The organism is Pseudomonas campi (assembly GCF_013200955.2).
In the GTDB taxonomy this organism is placed as follows: Bacteria; Pseudomonadota; Gammaproteobacteria; order Pseudomonadales; family Pseudomonadaceae; genus Aquipseudomonas; species Aquipseudomonas campi.
This window is the reverse complement of the sequence record NZ_CP053697.2, coordinates 1,723,188-1,738,914: the sequence shown is the minus strand read 5'-3', so window position 1 is coordinate 1,738,914 and position 15,727 is coordinate 1,723,188. Positions and strand designations below refer to the sequence as shown.

The window sequence follows — 15,727 nt, the reverse complement described above, 5'->3', positions numbered from 1 at the left end:
CCTTAGAGCTGAATGCCGCCGAAGGACATAAAGCCCAACGACATCAGACCGATGGTGATGAAGGTGATGCCCAGGCCCTGCAGGCCATCCGGTACATCGCTGTACTTGAGCTTCTCGCGGATGCCAGCCAGCAGCGCAATGGCCAGGGCCCAGGAGAAGCCGGAGCCGATGCCGTAGGTCACGCTCTCGGCCAGGTTGTAGTCGCGCTCCACCATGAACAGCGAACCGGCCATGATGGCGCAGTTCACCGTGATCAACGGCAGGAACACACCGAGCGCGTTGTACAGCGAGGGCACGTACTTATCCAGGAGCATCTCGAGGATCTGCACGATGGCAGCGATCACCCCGATGTAGCTGAGCAGGCCGAGGAAGCTCAGGTCGACGTCCGGCAGGCCGGCCCAGGCCAGGGCGCCTTCCTTGAGCAGGTAGGTGTACAGCAGGTTGTTGGCCGGCACGGTGATGGCCTGCACCACAATGACTGCAACACCCAGGCCGATGGCGGTTTCCACCTTCTTGGAGATGGCGATGAAGGTGCACATGCCGAGGAAGAAGGCCAGGGCCATGTTCTCGATGAACACCGCCTTAACGAACAGGCTGAGGTAATGCTCCATCAGTAGGCCTCCTTATCCGAAACCTGCGGCGCCATGCGGAAGGACGGGGCTTCTTTCTGTTCCGGCTTCCAGCTGCGCAGCGCCCAGATGATCAGGCCGATCAGGAAGAATGCCGAAGGCGGCAGCAGCAGCATGCCATTGGGCTGGTACCAGCCACCGTCACTGACCGTCGGCAGAATGCTGTAGCCGAGCAGTTTGCCGGCACCGAACAGTTCGCGAACGATGCCCAGCACAATCAGCATGGCGCTGTAGCCCAGGCCGTTGCCGATACCGTCGAAGAACGACAGCAGCGGCGGGTTCTGCATGGCAAACGCCTCGGCACGTCCCATGACGATGCAGTTGGTGATGATCAGGCCGACGAACACCGACAGCTGCTTGGCCAGGCTGAAGGCATAGGCCTTGAGCACCTGATCGACCACGATCACCAGCGAGGCGATGATCACCATCTGCACGATCATGCGGATCGAGCTGGGGATCTGGCTGCGAATCATCGAGATGAACAGGTTGGAGAACCCGGTCACCAGGGTCAGCGCAATCGACATCACCAGTGCGGTCTTGAGGTTGGAGGTGACCGCCAGCGCCGAGCAGATCCCGAGAATCTGCAGGCCGATGGGGTTGTTGTGAAAGATCGGGTCGAGCAACACGCTCTTGATCGTGGGTTGCGACATGCTTATGCCTCCCCTTTGTGCAGTTTGGTCAGGAACGGACCGAAGCCGCTCTCACCCAGCCAGAAATGCAGCAGGTTGTTGACGCCCTGACTGGTCAAGGTCGCACCCGCCAGGCCATCGACCTGGTGCGTGGCCTTGGCGGACTGCGGATCGACGCTGCCCTTGATGATTTCCACGGCCAGTGCGCCCTGCTCATCGAACAGAGTCTTGCCTTGCCAGAGGGCCTTCCACTTCGGATTGTCCACCTCGCCACCGAGACCCGGGGTCTCGCCGTGCTGGTAGAAGCCGAAGCCGACCACGGTGTTCAGATCGCCCTTGAGCGCCATGAAGCCGTACAGGGTCGACCACAGGCCATAACCACGCACCGGCAGGATGAGGGTGTCGAGCTTACCGTCGGTTTCCACCATATACACGGTGGAGAAACGCTCGCGGCGCTTGATCGAAGCGATGTCCTGCTCGCCTTGGAGCGCATCGGACAATGCCGGATCCTTGGCCGCCTTGAGCGGGTCGAAGCTGGCCGCATCCTGAGCGTCGCTGAAGGCACCAGTCTGCAGGTCAACCACCCGCGCCTTGATGCGTTCGGCGTACAGCGCCTTGATCTGCTTGGCCGACATGTCGGCCGCACCCAAACCGGCAATCGCCAGGATGCTGCGTTGTTTGTCCAGCTGGCGGTTTTCCACCTGGGTCGGCTTCAGCGCCACGGCTGCGCCGGCGACAAACACCGAGCACACCAGGCACACCAGCAGCGCAACGGTAAGGGTGCGCGCAGTAGATTCTTGCTTAGCCATTGCGCGCAATCCTCCGCTTGATGTTGGCCTGTACGACGAAGTGGTCGATCAGCGGAGCACAGAGGTTGGCGAACAGGATCGCCAGCATCATGCCTTCCGGGAAGGCCGGGTTGACCACACGGATCAGCACCACCATTACCCCGATCAGCGCGCCGAACAGCCACTTGCCGGTATTGGTCATGGAGGCCGACACCGGGTCGGTGGCCATGAAGATCATGCCGAAGGCGAAGCCACCCACCACCAGGTGCCAGTGCCAGGGCATCGAGAACATTGAGTTGCTGTCCGAGCCGATGGCGTTGAACAGGTAGCTCATGGCGATCATGCCCAGCATCACGCCACTGACGATGCGCCAGGAAGCGATCTTGCTGATCAGCAGCACCGCACCACCGATGAAGATCGCCAGCGTGCTGGTCTCGCCCATCGAGCCGGGCTCGAAGCCGACGAAGGCATTCCACCAGCTCAGGCCATTCGCGGTTACCTGCTCGATGCCGCCAGCAGCAGCAACGGACAGTGCGGTGGCGCCGGCATAGCCGTCTACCGCGGTCCATACCGCATCACCGGACATCTGCGCCGGATAGGCGAAGAACAGGAAGGCACGCCCGACCAGGGCCGGGTTGAGGAAGTTCTTGCCGGTACCGCCAAACACTTCCTTGCCGATCACCACGCCGAAGCTGATGCCCAGGGCCACCTGCCACAGCGGAATATCCGGCGGCAGGGTCAGGGCAAACAGCACAGAGGTGACGAAGAAACCTTCGTTGACCTCGTGACGGCGGATGGAAGCGAACAGCACCTCCCAGAAACCACCGACGATAAAGGTGACCAGGTACACCGGCAGGAAATACGCCGCGCCCTGGATGAAGCAGTCCCACAGGCTGTTCGGATCAAAGCCGGCCAACAGGCCGATCAGGCCGAAACGCCAGCCATCCTGGGCCGCCAGCAGCTCGGGGTTGCCGGCCATGATGCTGTTGGCCTGGAAACCGATGTTCCACATGCCGAAGAACATCGCCGGGAAGGTACAGGCCCAAACGGTGATCATCATGCGCTTGAGGTCGATGCCGTCACGCACGTGGGCGGTGGTCTTGGTCACGCTGCCCGGACGATAGAAGAAGGTATCGATGGCTTCGTAAAGCGCATACCACTTCTCGTACTTGCCGCCCTGCTCGAAGTTGTGCTCGATCTTGTCGAGGAATTTACGCAAAGACATAGATCAGCCCTCCTTCTCGATGCGGGTCAGGTTGTCCCGCAGGATCGGACCGTATTCGTACTTGCCGGCGCAGACATAGGTGCACAACGCCAGGTCTTCCTCGTCCAGCTCCAGGCAGCCAAGTTTCTGCGCCATCTCGGTGTCACCGACGATCAGGTAGCGCAGCAACTGGGTGGGCAGGATATCCAGCGGCATCACCGCCTCGTAGTTGCCCACCGGCACCATGGCGCGCGGGCTGCCGTTGGTGCTGGTGTCCATGGGCAGCGCTTTACCGCCGAGCAGCTTGGACACGAAGATATTCAGCAGCGAGTGCTTGTTTACCCCGGCACGCAGGTAATGCAGGAACTCGCGCTCGCGGCCTTCGTGCAAACAGGAAACCAGGCTGTGGTAACGCCCCAGGAAAGCGAATGCGCCGCGCGCGGTACGACCGCCCAGCACCGAACCGGAAATTACCCGGTTGTGGCCCGGTTGCAGCTCGCCAGCGGTCAGCTCGTCCAGGCTGGCGCCGAGACGGGTGCGCAGCAGACGCGGCTTGTCGACCATTGGCCCAGCCAGCGACACCACACGTGCCACGCTGAGCTGGCCGGTGGTGAACAGCTGGCCGATGGCAATCACGTCCTGACAGCCGATCTGCCACACGCTCTTGGTCGCGCTGGCCGGATCGAGGAAATGAATGTGGGTACCCGGCAGACCGGCCGGATGCGGGCCACTGAAGGCCTCGCAGTGCACGCCCGGCAGACTTTCGCCCGGCAACTGCACGCCTTCGGCCTTGCACAGGAATACCTTGGCCAGACGGGCCAGAACTTTCAGACCGTTTTCGAAGTCGGCAGCCTGTTCGGCGATGATCACTGCAGGATCCGCCGCCAAAGGCTGGGTATCGATGGCCGTGACGAAGATCGAGCTGGGCACGGCATCCACGGCCGGCACCTTGCTGAACGGGCGTGCACGCAGCGCAGTCCACAGACCGGACTGCTGCAGATTGTCACGCACCGCCTGGGGCTCCAGGCTGGCCAACTGGGCCGCCTCGTAGCGGGCAAACGCGATGGCGTCATCACCCTCCAGGTCGACCACCACCGATTGCAGCACGCGCTGCTCGCCGCGATGGATGGCACTGACCACGCCGGCACCCGGCGCAGTGAAATGCACACCCGGATTCTTCTTGTCGGAGAACAGCACCTGGCCAAGCTTGACCCGGTCGCCGACCTGCACGGCCATGGTCGGCTTCATCCCGTGATAATCACAACCCATCAAGGCAACGCTGCGCACGGCACGGGCATCATCGATGCGCTGCTCGGGGGCGCCACTGATGGGCAAATCCAGCCCACATTTTATTTTGATCATTGAGTGGTCCAAACACTGAAACCAGTGCTTTTGCAGAGTTGGAACACAACCGGGACACTTCAGCTGCAGTTAGCACAGCCAAAGCCAATAACGGCCAAAAAGTCGCCCCGAAGTGAAAAGCCTTGGAATTATAAGGAGATAACCTCGTACTGCCCACCTGCTGGTTCCTGTTTCGACCCGTAAGTCGTAACACCAAGCAACAGCGGGATACTTGACGCCCTGGTCAGCGGCAGCGAAAACCACTGAAACTCCGAGGAGCTTGCACCGTGCGCTACCTGCTTATACTGACCCTATTGCTCATCGGCAACGGCAATCTGCTGGCCAAGAGCGACAACCTCATTCTTGACCAGGCTGGTTTCAGCGGCACCTATGTGCTGGCCGGCACGCCACTGGAGCGCAAGAACCAGGCACTGCTCACCTATTTATGGGCCGATGTCTATTCCGCCGCCTTCTACACCGAAGCCAGCATCAACCCGAGCCAGGCCGTCAGCCAACCCGTGGCGCAGCGACTAGAGCTGTATTACTACCGAGAGATCGCCAAGGAAGATGTGCTCAAGGCCGCCTGGGTAACCCTGGAGCGCCAGCACAGCGCCGCCCAGCTGGAAAAACTGAAACCTGAAGTGGATGCCCTGCACGCCACGTTCCGCGATATCCGCCCCGGCGACCGTTACGCCCTGAACTACTCGGCCCAGCAGGGACTGACCCTGGAGCGCAACGGCAGCGAGGTTTTCCGCAGCAGCAATAGCGAGCTGGCCCGCGCCTACCTGGGCATCTGGCTGGCCCCCGAGGGCCTGTCGGACAAACTCAGGGAAGAACTACTGAGCGAAAAGTGAAGTACTGGTGTACATCACTTTTCTAGCGAGTAGCTCTATCCTGAGAGCAGACTCCGCGATAGCACAGCCACAGCAGGAAAAGCATGCCGCCCTTCCGCTCATTTGATGAGTTCTACTCACTCTATATGGAGTCCCACCAGAAACTCTGGAACCGGCGAATCCATTTACTAGGCTGGAGTATCGCCGCCGGCATAGTGGTGTGGGCATTGATTACCCGGCACTTCGTAATCCTTGGCCTGGCCCCTGCAGTAGGGCTACTGGCAATATGGCTCGGGCACCGATGGGTGGAGCCTACTGATGAGATCGAGTTCAAGCACCCTATCCTTACTGCCCGCGCCAATCTGCGAATGTTTGCCCATATGCTGTCAGGCAAGCTGCCTTTCTAACCCGAGAAGACATAATGCAATGGATGCTGGAGTCTTTTGACACGCTTATCAGCACATGGCTGCAGGCCAACCTGCTAGCTGCATTGCTCGTTGCCATTGCCGTGCATTGCCTTATCTACCTGCTTGGCGGTGGCATCGGTATTTTGCTGACAGAAAAACTCATGCCCGCGCTGGGCATTGGCCGGCCATTGGATCAACGACCCGCCAAGCCAGGCCAATTGCAGAGAGAAATCCGTAATGGCCTGATCGCCTGCCTGATTCTAGGCTTGGCATCCCTCAGTTACCGTAGGTTATGCGATGGTATCTGGCCTGAAAGCTGGCTGCAGGCAGCCTTCCAGATCAGCAGCTTCGTGGTGTTCAACAACATATATTCCTATGCGACCCACAGACTGCTGCATACGCGCGCACTGTCCCGCTTTCATCGCGTGCATCACCTATCGGTCAGAGTGACCCCCTACTCTAGCTACAGCGTGCACCCCATCGAGGCAATGATCATTGCCGGTACGCTGCCGCTGTTCATGTTGCTGATTCCTCTGGGGCTTGGCACCGCACTGGTGCTACATGCCGTGGGCATGGTCTACACCACCTGTATCCACTGCAATTACGATCTGATGCCTAGTCTTGGTGATCATCACTGGCTCAAAAAACTGATCAACCATCCGACCTATCACCGTTTCCACCACACACTCGGCAACGTGAACTATGGCTTCACCAATCGCTTGCTGGATCTGTTGTTCAAGACCAGCAAAGGGTGAACGCCAAATCAGCGGTTACTGAAATGCAAAACGGGAGCCTAGGCTCCCGTTTTGTTTGACGCTCTCGCCGCTTAGCGCGGGAAGGCTGGCGGGTTGACCCCGGCCATATCTTCCATCACGCGAACCACCTGGCAGCTGTAACCAAACTCGTTGTCGTACCACACGTACAGCACGACACGGTTGTCGTTGCAGATGGTGGCTTCGGCATCGACCACGCCAGCGTGGCGCGAACCGACGAAGTCGGTGGAGACCACTTCCTGCGACTGCACGAAGTCGATCTGCTTCTGCAGGTCCGAGTGCATGGCCATCTGGCGCAGGTACTCGTTGATCTCTTCGCGGGTGGTGGCTTTCTCAAGGTTGAGGTTGAGAATGGCCATCGACACGTTCGGCGTCGGTACGCGAATGGCGTTGCCGGTCAGCTTGCCTTTCAGTACCGGCAGGGCCTTGGCGGCTGCAGTGGCGGCACCGGTCTCGGTGATCACCATGTTCAGCGGCGCGCTACGACCACGGCGATCGCCCTTGTGGAAGTTGTCGATCAAGTTCTGGTCGTTGGTGTACGAGTGCACGGTTTCAACGTGACCGTTGACGATGCCGTACTGGTCATTCACCGCTTTCAGCACCGGCACGATGGCGTTGGTGGTGCAGGAAGCAGCCGAGATGATCTTGTCGTCGGCGGTGATTTCGCCATGGTTGATGCCATGCACGATGTTCTTCAGCGCGCCTTTGCCCGGTGCGGTCAGCACCACGCGATCAACACCCGGGCAGGCCAGGTGCTGGCCCAGGCCCTCGGCGTCACGCCACACACCGGTGTTGTCGACCAGTAGAGCGTTCTTGATGCCGTACTGGGTGTAGTCGACTTCGGTCGGCGACTTGGCGTAGATCACCTGGATCAGGTTGCCGTTGGCCGTCAGGGTGTTGTTGGCTTCGTCGATGGTGATGGTGCCGTCGAACTTGCCGTGTACCGAGTCGCGACGCAGCAGGCTGGCGCGCTTGACCAGGTCATTGCTGGCGCCCTTGCGGACGACGATGGCGCGCAGACGCAGGCCGTCGCCACCACCGGTTTTCTCGATCAGGATGCGCGCCAGCAGGCGGCCGATACGACCGAAGCCATACAGCACCACGTCGGTGCCTTCGCGGCCGCCGCCATTCTGCTTGCCCACTACATCAGCCAGCTCGTCCTTGACGAACTGCTCGACGCTGCGGCCTTTGCCTTCGCTCTTGAACTTGCTGGCCATTTTGCCCAGGTCCACGGAAGCGGCGCCCAGTTTGAGCTCGCCCATGGCCTTGAGGATCGGGAAGGTATCGTGCACCGACAGTTCGCTGTCGTCCGCCAGGCGGTGACGGGCAAAGCGGTGGGCTTTGAGAATGTCGATCACCGAACGATTGATCAGACCACGGCCGTAGATCGAGGTCACCACGCTGTTGTTGCGGTAGAGCTGGCCGATCATCGGGATCATCGCTTCTGCGAGGGCTTCACGATCGATCCACTCACCGAGACACTGGTCGGGCTTCTGGGTCACGGGCAATACCTTCCACATGTAGGGGCTGAAAAAAGGGGCTACATTATGACGGCGCACGCGCGCCTGAGCAATGCGCACCTGTCGCCGCACCGGGGCAGATCATCCCGGAGTCATTGACTGGCCACTGCGCCGAGCCAGGCGGGTAAAAGCTCAAACAGCCGGCAGCTGAACCGTCACGGCCGCATCGGCAGGCGCCAGACCTGGCTTCAAGCAGAGGCCCCACGACGGTCGGCGCGATCGTTGCGCCACTTGATCCAGACATGCACCGGGATGCCGGCAATCAGCAACAGAGTGCCCAGATAGACCGTGTCGGCACCCGCTCCGTAGATGGCCCAGCCGCTGTAGAGAAAACCCAGCCCACCGAGCAGGCTGACCTTGAACAAGGCGGCCCCCTGCAGGCCCTCCTTGCCCTTGAGACGAATCATCAATTCGGCCAGTGCACAGAAGGCATACGGCACCAGGCTGGCCATGACGGCCAGCATGATAATGGCATTGAACGCACCGACCAGGCCGTGGGCGAAGTTCATCACTACCAGAATCGAGGCCAGCACATTGGAAAACACCAGCGCATTGGCCGGCGTACCGAAGCGCGACAACCGCCCCAGGCTAGGCGGAAAAACCCGATCCAATGCCGCGCCATAGGGCACCTGACCGGTCAGCAGGGTAAAGCCGTTGAGGGTGCCGAAGGTGGCGATCACCGCCCCGACAGCCACCAGCACGCCACCGAGCTCGCCCCACATCGAGCGCGCCACATCCGCCAGCGGTGCGCTGGAAGCCGCCAGCTGCTCGGCCGGCAGCACCCCCATGGCCACCGCCGACACGGCCATGTATACACTGGCCGCCAGCAGCACGCCGAACAGGGTGGCGCGCGGGATGGTTTTGGCCGGCTCAACGACCTCGCCAGCCGGTACCGTGGCTGACTCCAGGCCGAGGAAGGCCCACAGGGTCACCGCCGCGGCAGCGGAAATCGCCGCCAGGTCGGATTGACCCGAGCGATTGAGCACGGCGAAGTGATCCGGCTCCACCCACCACCAGCCCAGCACGCCGATCAGCAGCAGCGGCACCAGCTTGAGGACCGTGGTCAGCACCTGCACGGCCCCCGCCTCTTTCACCCCGCGCACATTGATCAGTGTCAGCAACCAGATGGCCGCCAATGCCGTCAACAGACTGTAGGTCGACGAATCACCAATCAGCGGAAACAGGTAGCCGACATAGCCGGCCAGCGCCACCGCCACCGCGGCATTGCCGGTCCAGAGGGTGATCCAGTAGCCCCAGGCAATCAGGAAGCCGGCGAATTCGCCATAACCGGCCTCGGTATAGGCGTAGGGTCCCCCCGTCTTGTGCACCAGCTGCGACAACCGCCCGAACAGGATCGCCAGCACCAGCGCGCCACAAGAGGTCAGCAGCCAGCCAGCAAGGGAGATGGGACCGTAAGCCGCCAGCGAGGCCGGCAGCAGGAAAATCCCCGAGCCGATCATGTTGCCCACCACCAAGGCGGTGCAGGCCATCAGGCCGAGGCCCTTGGCGGAAGAAGCAGTGGATTGCTGGACAGCCATGGACGCACTCCTTGAGTCGGTTACCTGCAGTGTAAGCCGACCCACGCAGGGCAATGCAACGGCACAAGCGCACAGCCGCTCTACTGGCTCGCCCACCACCCTGCACTTGGTTACAATCGCGACCCTGTCCCCCAGCCGTAGTGCCACCCGTGTCCGTCCTGCGCCTACCGAAACTACCCGCCGCCACTGGCAAGCAACACTGGGGCAACCTGCCCGGTGCTGCGCTGTCGCTGGCGATTGCCGAAGCCGCCAGCGCCGCCAAGCGCTTCACCCTGCTGCTGACTGCCGACAGCCAGAGCGCCGAGCGCCTGCAGGAAGAGCTGGCGTTTTTCGCCCCGGAACTACCGGTACTGCACTTTCCCGACTGGGAAACCCTGCCTTACGACGTGTTTTCGCCGCACCAGGACATCATTTCCCAGCGCATCGCCGCGCTCTACCGCCTGCCGCAGCTCAAGCACGGCGTGCTGGTGGTGCCGATAAGTACCGCCCTGCACCGCCTGGCGCCGACGCGCTTCCTGCTCGGCTCGGGCCTGGTGCTGGATGTCGGCCAGAAGCTGGATGTCGAGGAAATGCGCGCACGCCTGGAAGCCGCCGGCTACCGCTGCGTGGATACCGTCTATGAACATGGCGAATTCGCCGTGCGCGGCGCGCTGATCGACCTGTTCCCGATGGGCAGCGACACGCCATTTCGCATCGACCTGTTCGACGACGAGATCGAGACCCTGCGCACCTTCGACCCGGAAACCCAGCGTTCGGTGGACAAGGTCGAGTCGATCCGACTGCTGCCGGCGCGCGAGTTCCCGCTGGACAAGAAATCCGTCACCGACTTCCGCGGCCGCTTCCGCGAGCGTTTCGACGTGGATTTCCGCCGTTGCCCGATCTATCAGGACCTCTCCACCGGCATCACCCCAGCCGGCATCGAGTACTACCTGCCGCTGTTCTTCGAGGACAACGCCACCCTGTTCGACTACCTGCCGGCCGACACCCAGGTGTTTTCCCTGCCGGGCATCGAGAAGGCCGCCGAGCAGTTCTGGAACGACGCACGCAACCGCTATGAAGAGCGCAAGGTCGACCCCGAGCGCCCGCTGCTGCCGCCGGCCGATCTGTTCCTGCCGGTGGACGACTGCTTCGGCCGCCTGAAGAACTGGCCACGGGTGGTCGCCGACCAGGCCGATATCGAAACCGGCGTCGGCCGCGAGCGCTTCGACGCGCGCGCCCTGCCCGACCTGGCGATCCAGGCCAAGGCCAGCGAGCCGCTGGCGGCGCTACGGCGTTTTATCGAGGAATACCCGGGCCGCGTGCTGTTCTGCGCCGAATCGGCGGGCCGCCGCGAAGTGCTGCTGGAACTGCTCGCCCGCCTCAAGCTGAAACCCGTGGAAGTCGCTGGCTGGCCGGAGTTCGCCGAGAGCAAGTCGCGCCTGGGCATCTGCATCGCCCCGCTGGATGAAGGCCTGCTGCTCGACAATATCGCCCTGATCGCCGAGAGCCCGCTGTTCGGCCAGCGCGTGATGCAGCGCCGCCGCCGCGAGAAGTCGCGCGATGGCGGCGACAACGTGATCAAGAACCTCACCGAGCTGCGCGAAGGCTCGCCGGTGGTGCACATCGACCATGGCGTTGGCCGCTATCTGGGGCTGATCACTCTGGAAATCGAAGGCCAGGCCGCCGAATTCCTCGCCCTGATGTACGCCGAAGAAGCCAAGCTCTATGTGCCGGTGGCCAGCCTGCACCTGATCGCCCGCTACACCGGCAGCGACGACGCCCTGGCGCCGCTGCACCGCTTAGGCTCGGAAACCTGGCAGAAGGCCAAGCGCAAGGCCGCCGAACAGGTGCGCGATGTCGCCGCCGAGCTGCTCGACATCTACGCCCGCCGCGCCGCCCGCGAAGGCTATGCCTTTGCCGACCCTACTGTGGATTACGCCACCTTCAGCGCCGGCTTCCCCTTCGAGGAAACCCCGGATCAGCAGACCGCCATCGAGGCGGTGCGCGAGGACATGCTTGCCGCCAAATCCATGGACCGCCTGGTCTGCGGCGATGTCGGCTTCGGCAAGACCGAAGTGGCGATGCGCGCGGCCTTTATCGCCGTGCATGGCGGCAAGCAGGTGGCGGTGCTGGTGCCCACTACCTTGCTCGCCCAGCAGCACTACAACAGCTTCCGCGACCGCTTCGCCGACTGGCCGGTCAAGGTCGAGGTGATGAGCCGCTTCAAGAGCGCCAAGGAAGTCGGCGAGGCCGTCCAGCAACTGGCCGAAGGCAAGGTGGATATCGTTATCGGCACCCACAAGCTGCTGCAGGAAGACGTCAAGTTCAGCAACCTGGGCCTGGTGATCATCGACGAAGAGCATCGTTTCGGCGTGCGCCAGAAGGAACAGCTCAAGGCCCTGCGCAGCGAGGTGGATATCCTCACCCTCACCGCCACGCCTATTCCGCGCACCCTGAATATGGCGGTGGCCGGCATGCGCGACCTGTCGATCATCGCCACCCCGCCGGCGCGGCGCCTGTCGGTGCGCACCTTCGTCATGGAACAGAACAACCCGACCATCAAGGAAGCGCTGCTGCGCGAGCTGCTGCGCGGTGGCCAGGTGTACTACCTGCACAACGATGTGAAGACCATCGAGAAATGCGCCGCCGACCTCGCAGAACTGGTGCCCGAGGCGCGCATCGGCATCGGCCATGGGCAGATGCGCGAGCGCGAGCTGGAACAGGTGATGGGCGACTTCTACCACAAGCGTTTCAACGTGCTGATCGCCTCGACCATTATCGAGACCGGCATCGACGTGCCCAGCGCCAACACCATCATCATCGAGCGCGCCGACAAGTTCGGCCTGGCCCAGCTGCACCAACTGCGCGGCCGCGTCGGCCGTAGCCACCACCAGGCCTACGCTTACCTGTTGACGCCACCACGCAAGCAGATGACTGATGATGCGCAGAAGCGCCTGGAAGCCATCTCCGGTGCCCAGGACCTCGGCGCCGGTTTCCTCCTGGCCACCCATGACCTGGAAATCCGCGGCGCCGGCGAACTGCTCGGCGACGGCCAGAGCGGGCAGATCCAGGCGGTCGGTTTCACCCTCTATATGGAAATGCTCGAGCGCGCGGTAAAGGCCATCCGCAAGGGCGAGCAGCCCAACCTCGACCAGCCGCTGGGTGGCGGCCCGGAGATCAACCTGCGAGTGCCGGCGCTGATCCCCGAGGACTATCTGCCGGATGTGCACGCGCGGCTGATTCTCTACAAGCGCATCGCCAACGCCGCCGACGAGGATGGCCTGAAAGAGCTGCAAGTGGAGATGATCGACCGCTTCGGCCTGCTGCCGGAGCCGACCAAAAATCTGGTACGCATCACCCTGCTCAAGCTGCAGGCGGAAAAGCTCGGGATCAAGAAGATCGACGCCGGCCCGCAAGGCGGACGCATCGAGTTCGCCGCCACCACCTGCGTCGATCCGCTGACGCTGATCAAGCTGATCCAGAGCCAACCCAAGCGCTACAAGTTCGAAGGCGCCACCATGTTCAAGTTCCAGGTGCCGATGGAGCGCCCGGAAGAACGATTCAATACCCTCGAGGCCCTGCTCGAGCGCTTGGAATCTGTTTAGGATCTTTTGAGCTAGAGCCAGGCAAGGCGAAATTGGCCGAGGACGCGGAGTTTACGAGGTGTAAATGAGCAGTCTGAGGCCAATTTCAACGCAGCATGGCCGACGATCAAGAGATACTAAACAGGTTCTTACTACCGCAATCTGCTTAAAGGACTGACCCCATGCGCGCATTCCGCCACTTCACCCTGCTGCTCTGCCTGCTGGCACCGTCGGCTTTCGCCGATGCGCTGTACCAGATCGAGGTCATCGTGTTCCGCCAGGCCGGCCAGCCGGTGGTCGCCAGCCAGCCGGCACCAGACGACTGGGCCACAGGCGCCCAATCGATTGCCGGCAACGAGCGCGGCATTGCCCTGGAAGACGTAGCGGCCAAGCTCAACCCGGGCAGCGGCTATCAGGTGCTGCTGCACAAGGCCTGGGCCCAGACCCTCGGCGCGATCCCAGGCAAGTCGGCACTGAGCACCGGCAACGAGCAGTTCGGCCACTACCCGGTGGAAGGCACCATCGCCCTCACCCTGCTGGAGCGCCTGGTCGATATCGACGCCGACATCTGGGTCAACCAGTTCGACGCCGACGCCCTGCTGACCGGTAGCGAGCGCATCAAACAGCGCACTCGTCTGAAGAACGGCGAGCTGACCTACCTGGATCACGGCAGCCTGGGCATGCTGGTGAAAGTCACGCCACAGTAATCCCGACCGAGAAAGCAAAAGCCCCGCAGTGCGGGGCTTTTTTTGTACCCGCGAAAAACTACTCGCTCAGCACCCGCGCCAGCACTGCCTTGACCTTGCCGATGCCGTCGGCCAGGGCCTGCTCGATCTCAGCCATGGTGATGATGCCGCTGGACTTGCCGGCCGCCGGGTTGACCACCAACGCCAGGCAGGCATAGGGCAGCTCCAGCTCACGGGCCAGGGCTGCCTCGGGCATGCCGGTCATGCCGACGATATCGCAGCCGTCGCGCTCCATGCGGGCGATTTCCGCCACGCTTTCCAGGCGCGGGCCCTGGGTGGCGCCGTACACGCCGTGACTGCTGTATGCATGGCCCAGCGCCTGCAGGGCGGCGATCAGCTTGCCGCGCAGCGGTTCGTCATAGGGGTAGCTGAAATCGATATGGGTGACGTGCTCAATGTCGCCGGCGAAATAGGTGTGCTCGCGGCCCCAGGTGTAATCGATGATCTGGTGCGCCACACAGAGGTGACCACTGCCCATGGCGGCATGAATGCCACCGACCGCGTTGACCGCGATGATCGCCTCGGCACCGGCCTGCTGCAGTGCCCAGAGGTTGGCGCGGTAGTTCACCTGATGCGGCGGAATACGGTGCGGATGGCCATGGCGGGCGAGAAACAACACCTCGCGCCCGGCATATTCGCCGCGCTGGATCGCAGCCGAAGGGGCGCCGTAGGGCGTATCGAGCGACAGCTCTTCGCTCAGGGTCAGGCCTTCCAGTTGGGTCAGGCCGGTGCCGCCGATAATGGCGTAGACAGTCATGCGCTTATCCTTTAATCGATCAGTTGCGCGGCGCGCAGTGCAGCCACAGCAGCCAGCCAGCGCGGCTGCTGGCGGTATTCGGTACTGGCAAAGCCCTGCCCGCGCATGCGCGCCAGGCCCTTGGGCGGCTGCACTTGCATGCGCTGCAGGGCGCTGAGGGCCAGCTCGGCGGCGCCGCGGTCGTTGCACACCAGGCCCATGTCGCAGCCGGCACTCAGCGCCGCCTCGATGCGGCTGGCCGCGTCGCCGACCACATGGGCGCCAGCCATGGACAGGTCGTCGCTGAAGATCACGCCCTGGAAGCCCAGCTCGCCACGCAGGATGTCCTGCAGCCAGCGCCGCGAGAACCCGGCCGGTTGGCTGTCGACCTGCGGATAGATGACATGGGCCGGCATCACCGCCGCCAGCTGCTGGCTGAGACGCAGGAAGGGGATCAGGTCGTTGCCACGAATCTCGTCCAGACTGCGCTCGTCCACCGGAATGGCCACATGGGAGTCAGCCTCGGCCCAGCCATGGCCGGGGAAGTGTTTGCCGGTAGCGGCCATGCCTGCCGCCGCCATGCCACGGATGAAGGCACCGGCCAGCGTAGTCGCCAGCTCGGGATTACCCTCGAAGCTGCGGCTACCCACCACCGCGCTGCGCTGGTAATCGAGATCCAGCACCGGGGCGAAGCTCAAGTCGAGACCGACCGCCAGCACTTCCGTGGCCATCAGCCAGCCGCATTGCTCGGCCAGGTATTCGGCGTTGGCATTATCAGCCAGCGCACGCATCGCCGGCAGGCGCACGAAGCCCTGGCGCAAGCGCTGCACGCGACCGCCTTCCTGGTCTACCGCCAGCAACAGATCCGGGCGTACGGCGCGGATCGCCGCACTCAGCTCGCGCACCTGGCGCGGGTCTTCGATATTGCGGGCGAACAGGATCAGCCCACCCACTTGAGGCTGGCGCAGGATCTGCCGGTCCTCGGCGGTCAGCCAGGTGCCATGCACGTCCAGCATCAGG

The 15,727-nt window shown here is 62.7% G+C and carries 14 protein-coding genes; 5 read left to right on the top strand and 9 right to left on the bottom strand.

What is annotated here, in order from left to right; all coding sequences use genetic code 11:
- Positions 1 to 2: 2 nt before the first annotated feature.
- Genes nqrE through HNE05_RS08020 form a run of 5 tightly spaced genes read right to left on the bottom strand, consistent with a single transcriptional unit; the run spans position 3 to position 4,612 of the window.
- Positions 3 to 611: an NADH:ubiquinone reductase (Na(+)-transporting) subunit E gene (nqrE, locus tag HNE05_RS08040; protein WP_173205344.1), complete on the bottom strand. Its 609-nt coding sequence runs from the start codon at positions 609 to 611 to the stop codon at positions 3 to 5.
- Positions 611 to 1,285, bottom strand: a complete 675-nt coding sequence (locus HNE05_RS08035) for an NADH:ubiquinone reductase (Na(+)-transporting) subunit D (RefSeq protein ID WP_173211632.1) — start codon at positions 1,283 to 1,285, stop codon at positions 611 to 613. Before HNE05_RS08035 ends, nqrE begins: the two co-directional genes overlap by 1 nt.
- On the bottom strand, positions 1,282 to 2,067 hold the full coding sequence (locus HNE05_RS08030) for a Na(+)-translocating NADH-quinone reductase subunit C (protein WP_173205342.1): 786 nt from the start codon (positions 2,065 to 2,067) through the stop codon (positions 1,282 to 1,284). The genes HNE05_RS08035 and HNE05_RS08030 overlap by 4 nt, the downstream gene beginning before the upstream one ends.
- The gene (locus tag HNE05_RS08025; protein ID WP_173205340.1) at positions 2,060 to 3,271 is read right to left on the bottom strand and encodes an NADH:ubiquinone reductase (Na(+)-transporting) subunit B; all 1,212 of its coding nucleotides are present in this window, start codon (positions 3,269 to 3,271) and stop codon (positions 2,060 to 2,062) included. Before HNE05_RS08025 ends, HNE05_RS08030 begins: the two co-directional genes overlap by 8 nt.
- Positions 3,272 to 3,274: 3 nt before the next feature.
- The gene (locus tag HNE05_RS08020) at positions 3,275 to 4,612 is read right to left on the bottom strand and encodes a Na(+)-translocating NADH-quinone reductase subunit A (protein WP_173205338.1); all 1,338 of its coding nucleotides are present in this window, start codon (positions 4,610 to 4,612) and stop codon (positions 3,275 to 3,277) included.
- Between the two features lie 266 nt (positions 4,613 to 4,878).
- Here HNE05_RS08020 and HNE05_RS08015 point away from each other — a divergent pair, with 266 nt between their 5' ends.
- The 3 genes from HNE05_RS08015 to HNE05_RS08005 all read left to right on the top strand — a co-directional run bounded on the left by HNE05_RS08015 (position 4,879) and on the right by HNE05_RS08005 (position 6,586).
- Positions 4,879 to 5,445, top strand: coding sequence for a chalcone isomerase family protein (locus HNE05_RS08015; protein ID WP_173205336.1), 567 nt, complete (start codon positions 4,879 to 4,881; stop codon positions 5,443 to 5,445).
- Between the two features lie 83 nt (positions 5,446 to 5,528).
- Entirely contained in the window at positions 5,529 to 5,831 is a 303-nt protein-coding gene (locus tag HNE05_RS20665; RefSeq protein ID WP_173205334.1) for a DUF962 domain-containing protein, read from the top strand.
- Positions 5,832 to 5,845: 14 nt separating this feature from the next.
- On the top strand, positions 5,846 to 6,586 hold the full coding sequence (locus HNE05_RS08005; RefSeq protein ID WP_173205332.1) for a sterol desaturase family protein: 741 nt from the start codon (positions 5,846 to 5,848) through the stop codon (positions 6,584 to 6,586).
- A gap of 71 nt (positions 6,587 to 6,657) precedes the next feature.
- Here HNE05_RS08005 and HNE05_RS08000 read toward each other — a convergent pair whose 3' ends face one another.
- On the bottom strand, positions 6,658 to 8,124 hold the full coding sequence (locus HNE05_RS08000; RefSeq protein WP_173205330.1) for a glyceraldehyde-3-phosphate dehydrogenase: 1,467 nt from the start codon (positions 8,122 to 8,124) through the stop codon (positions 6,658 to 6,660).
- Between the two features lie 188 nt (positions 8,125 to 8,312).
- Complete coding sequence (locus tag HNE05_RS07995; RefSeq protein ID WP_173205328.1) at positions 8,313 to 9,662, bottom strand: amino acid permease; 1,350 nt, start codon at positions 9,660 to 9,662, stop codon at positions 8,313 to 8,315.
- Positions 9,663 to 9,811: 149 nt separating this feature from the next.
- Here HNE05_RS07995 and mfd point away from each other — a divergent pair, with 149 nt between their 5' ends.
- Complete coding sequence (mfd, locus tag HNE05_RS07990; protein WP_173205326.1) at positions 9,812 to 13,246, top strand: transcription-repair coupling factor; 3,435 nt, start codon at positions 9,812 to 9,814, stop codon at positions 13,244 to 13,246.
- A 161-nt stretch (positions 13,247 to 13,407) separates the two neighbouring features.
- On the top strand, positions 13,408 to 13,932 hold the full coding sequence (locus HNE05_RS07985) for a CsiV family protein (protein ID WP_173205324.1): 525 nt from the start codon (positions 13,408 to 13,410) through the stop codon (positions 13,930 to 13,932).
- A gap of 58 nt (positions 13,933 to 13,990) precedes the next feature.
- Here HNE05_RS07985 and HNE05_RS07980 read toward each other — a convergent pair whose 3' ends face one another.
- A complete protein-coding gene (locus tag HNE05_RS07980; RefSeq protein WP_173205322.1) occupies positions 13,991 to 14,728 on the bottom strand; it encodes an S-methyl-5'-thioinosine phosphorylase in 738 nt (245 codons plus the stop codon).
- An 11-nt stretch (positions 14,729 to 14,739) separates the two neighbouring features.
- On the bottom strand, positions 14,740 to 15,723 hold the full coding sequence (gene nagZ, locus HNE05_RS07975; RefSeq protein ID WP_420827003.1) for a beta-N-acetylhexosaminidase: 984 nt from the start codon (positions 15,721 to 15,723) through the stop codon (positions 14,740 to 14,742).
- Between the last annotated feature and the right edge of the window lie 4 nt (positions 15,724 to 15,727).

What these genes read in the sequence shown, in the direction of transcription:
- nqrE (WP_173205344.1), bottom strand. Translation starts at nt 611, where the DNA reads ATGGAGCATTACCTCAGCCTGTTCGTTAAGGCGGTGTTCATCGAGAAC.
- HNE05_RS08030 (WP_173205342.1), bottom strand. Translation starts at nt 2,067, where the DNA reads ATGGCTAAGCAAGAATCTACTGCGCGCACCCTTACCGTTGCGCTGCTG.
- HNE05_RS08025 (WP_173205340.1), bottom strand. Translation starts at nt 3,271, where the DNA reads ATGTCTTTGCGTAAATTCCTCGACAAGATCGAGCACAACTTCGAGCAG.
- HNE05_RS08020 (WP_173205338.1), bottom strand. Translation starts at nt 4,612, where the DNA reads ATGATCAAAATAAAATGTGGGCTGGATTTGCCCATCAGTGGCGCCCCC.
- HNE05_RS20665 (WP_173205334.1), top strand. Translation starts at nt 5,529, where the DNA reads ATGCCGCCCTTCCGCTCATTTGATGAGTTCTACTCACTCTATATGGAG.
- HNE05_RS08005 (WP_173205332.1), top strand. Translation starts at nt 5,846, where the DNA reads ATGCAATGGATGCTGGAGTCTTTTGACACGCTTATCAGCACATGGCTG.
- HNE05_RS08000 (WP_173205330.1), bottom strand. Translation starts at nt 8,124, where the DNA reads ATGTGGAAGGTATTGCCCGTGACCCAGAAGCCCGACCAGTGTCTCGGT.
- HNE05_RS07995 (WP_173205328.1), bottom strand. Translation starts at nt 9,662, where the DNA reads ATGGCTGTCCAGCAATCCACTGCTTCTTCCGCCAAGGGCCTCGGCCTG.
- HNE05_RS07985 (WP_173205324.1), top strand. Translation starts at nt 13,408, where the DNA reads ATGCGCGCATTCCGCCACTTCACCCTGCTGCTCTGCCTGCTGGCACCG.
- HNE05_RS07980 (WP_173205322.1), bottom strand. Translation starts at nt 14,728, where the DNA reads ATGACTGTCTACGCCATTATCGGCGGCACCGGCCTGACCCAACTGGAA.
- nagZ (WP_420827003.1), bottom strand. Translation starts at nt 15,723, where the DNA reads ATGCTGGACGTGCATGGCACCTGGCTGACCGCCGAGGACCGGCAGATC.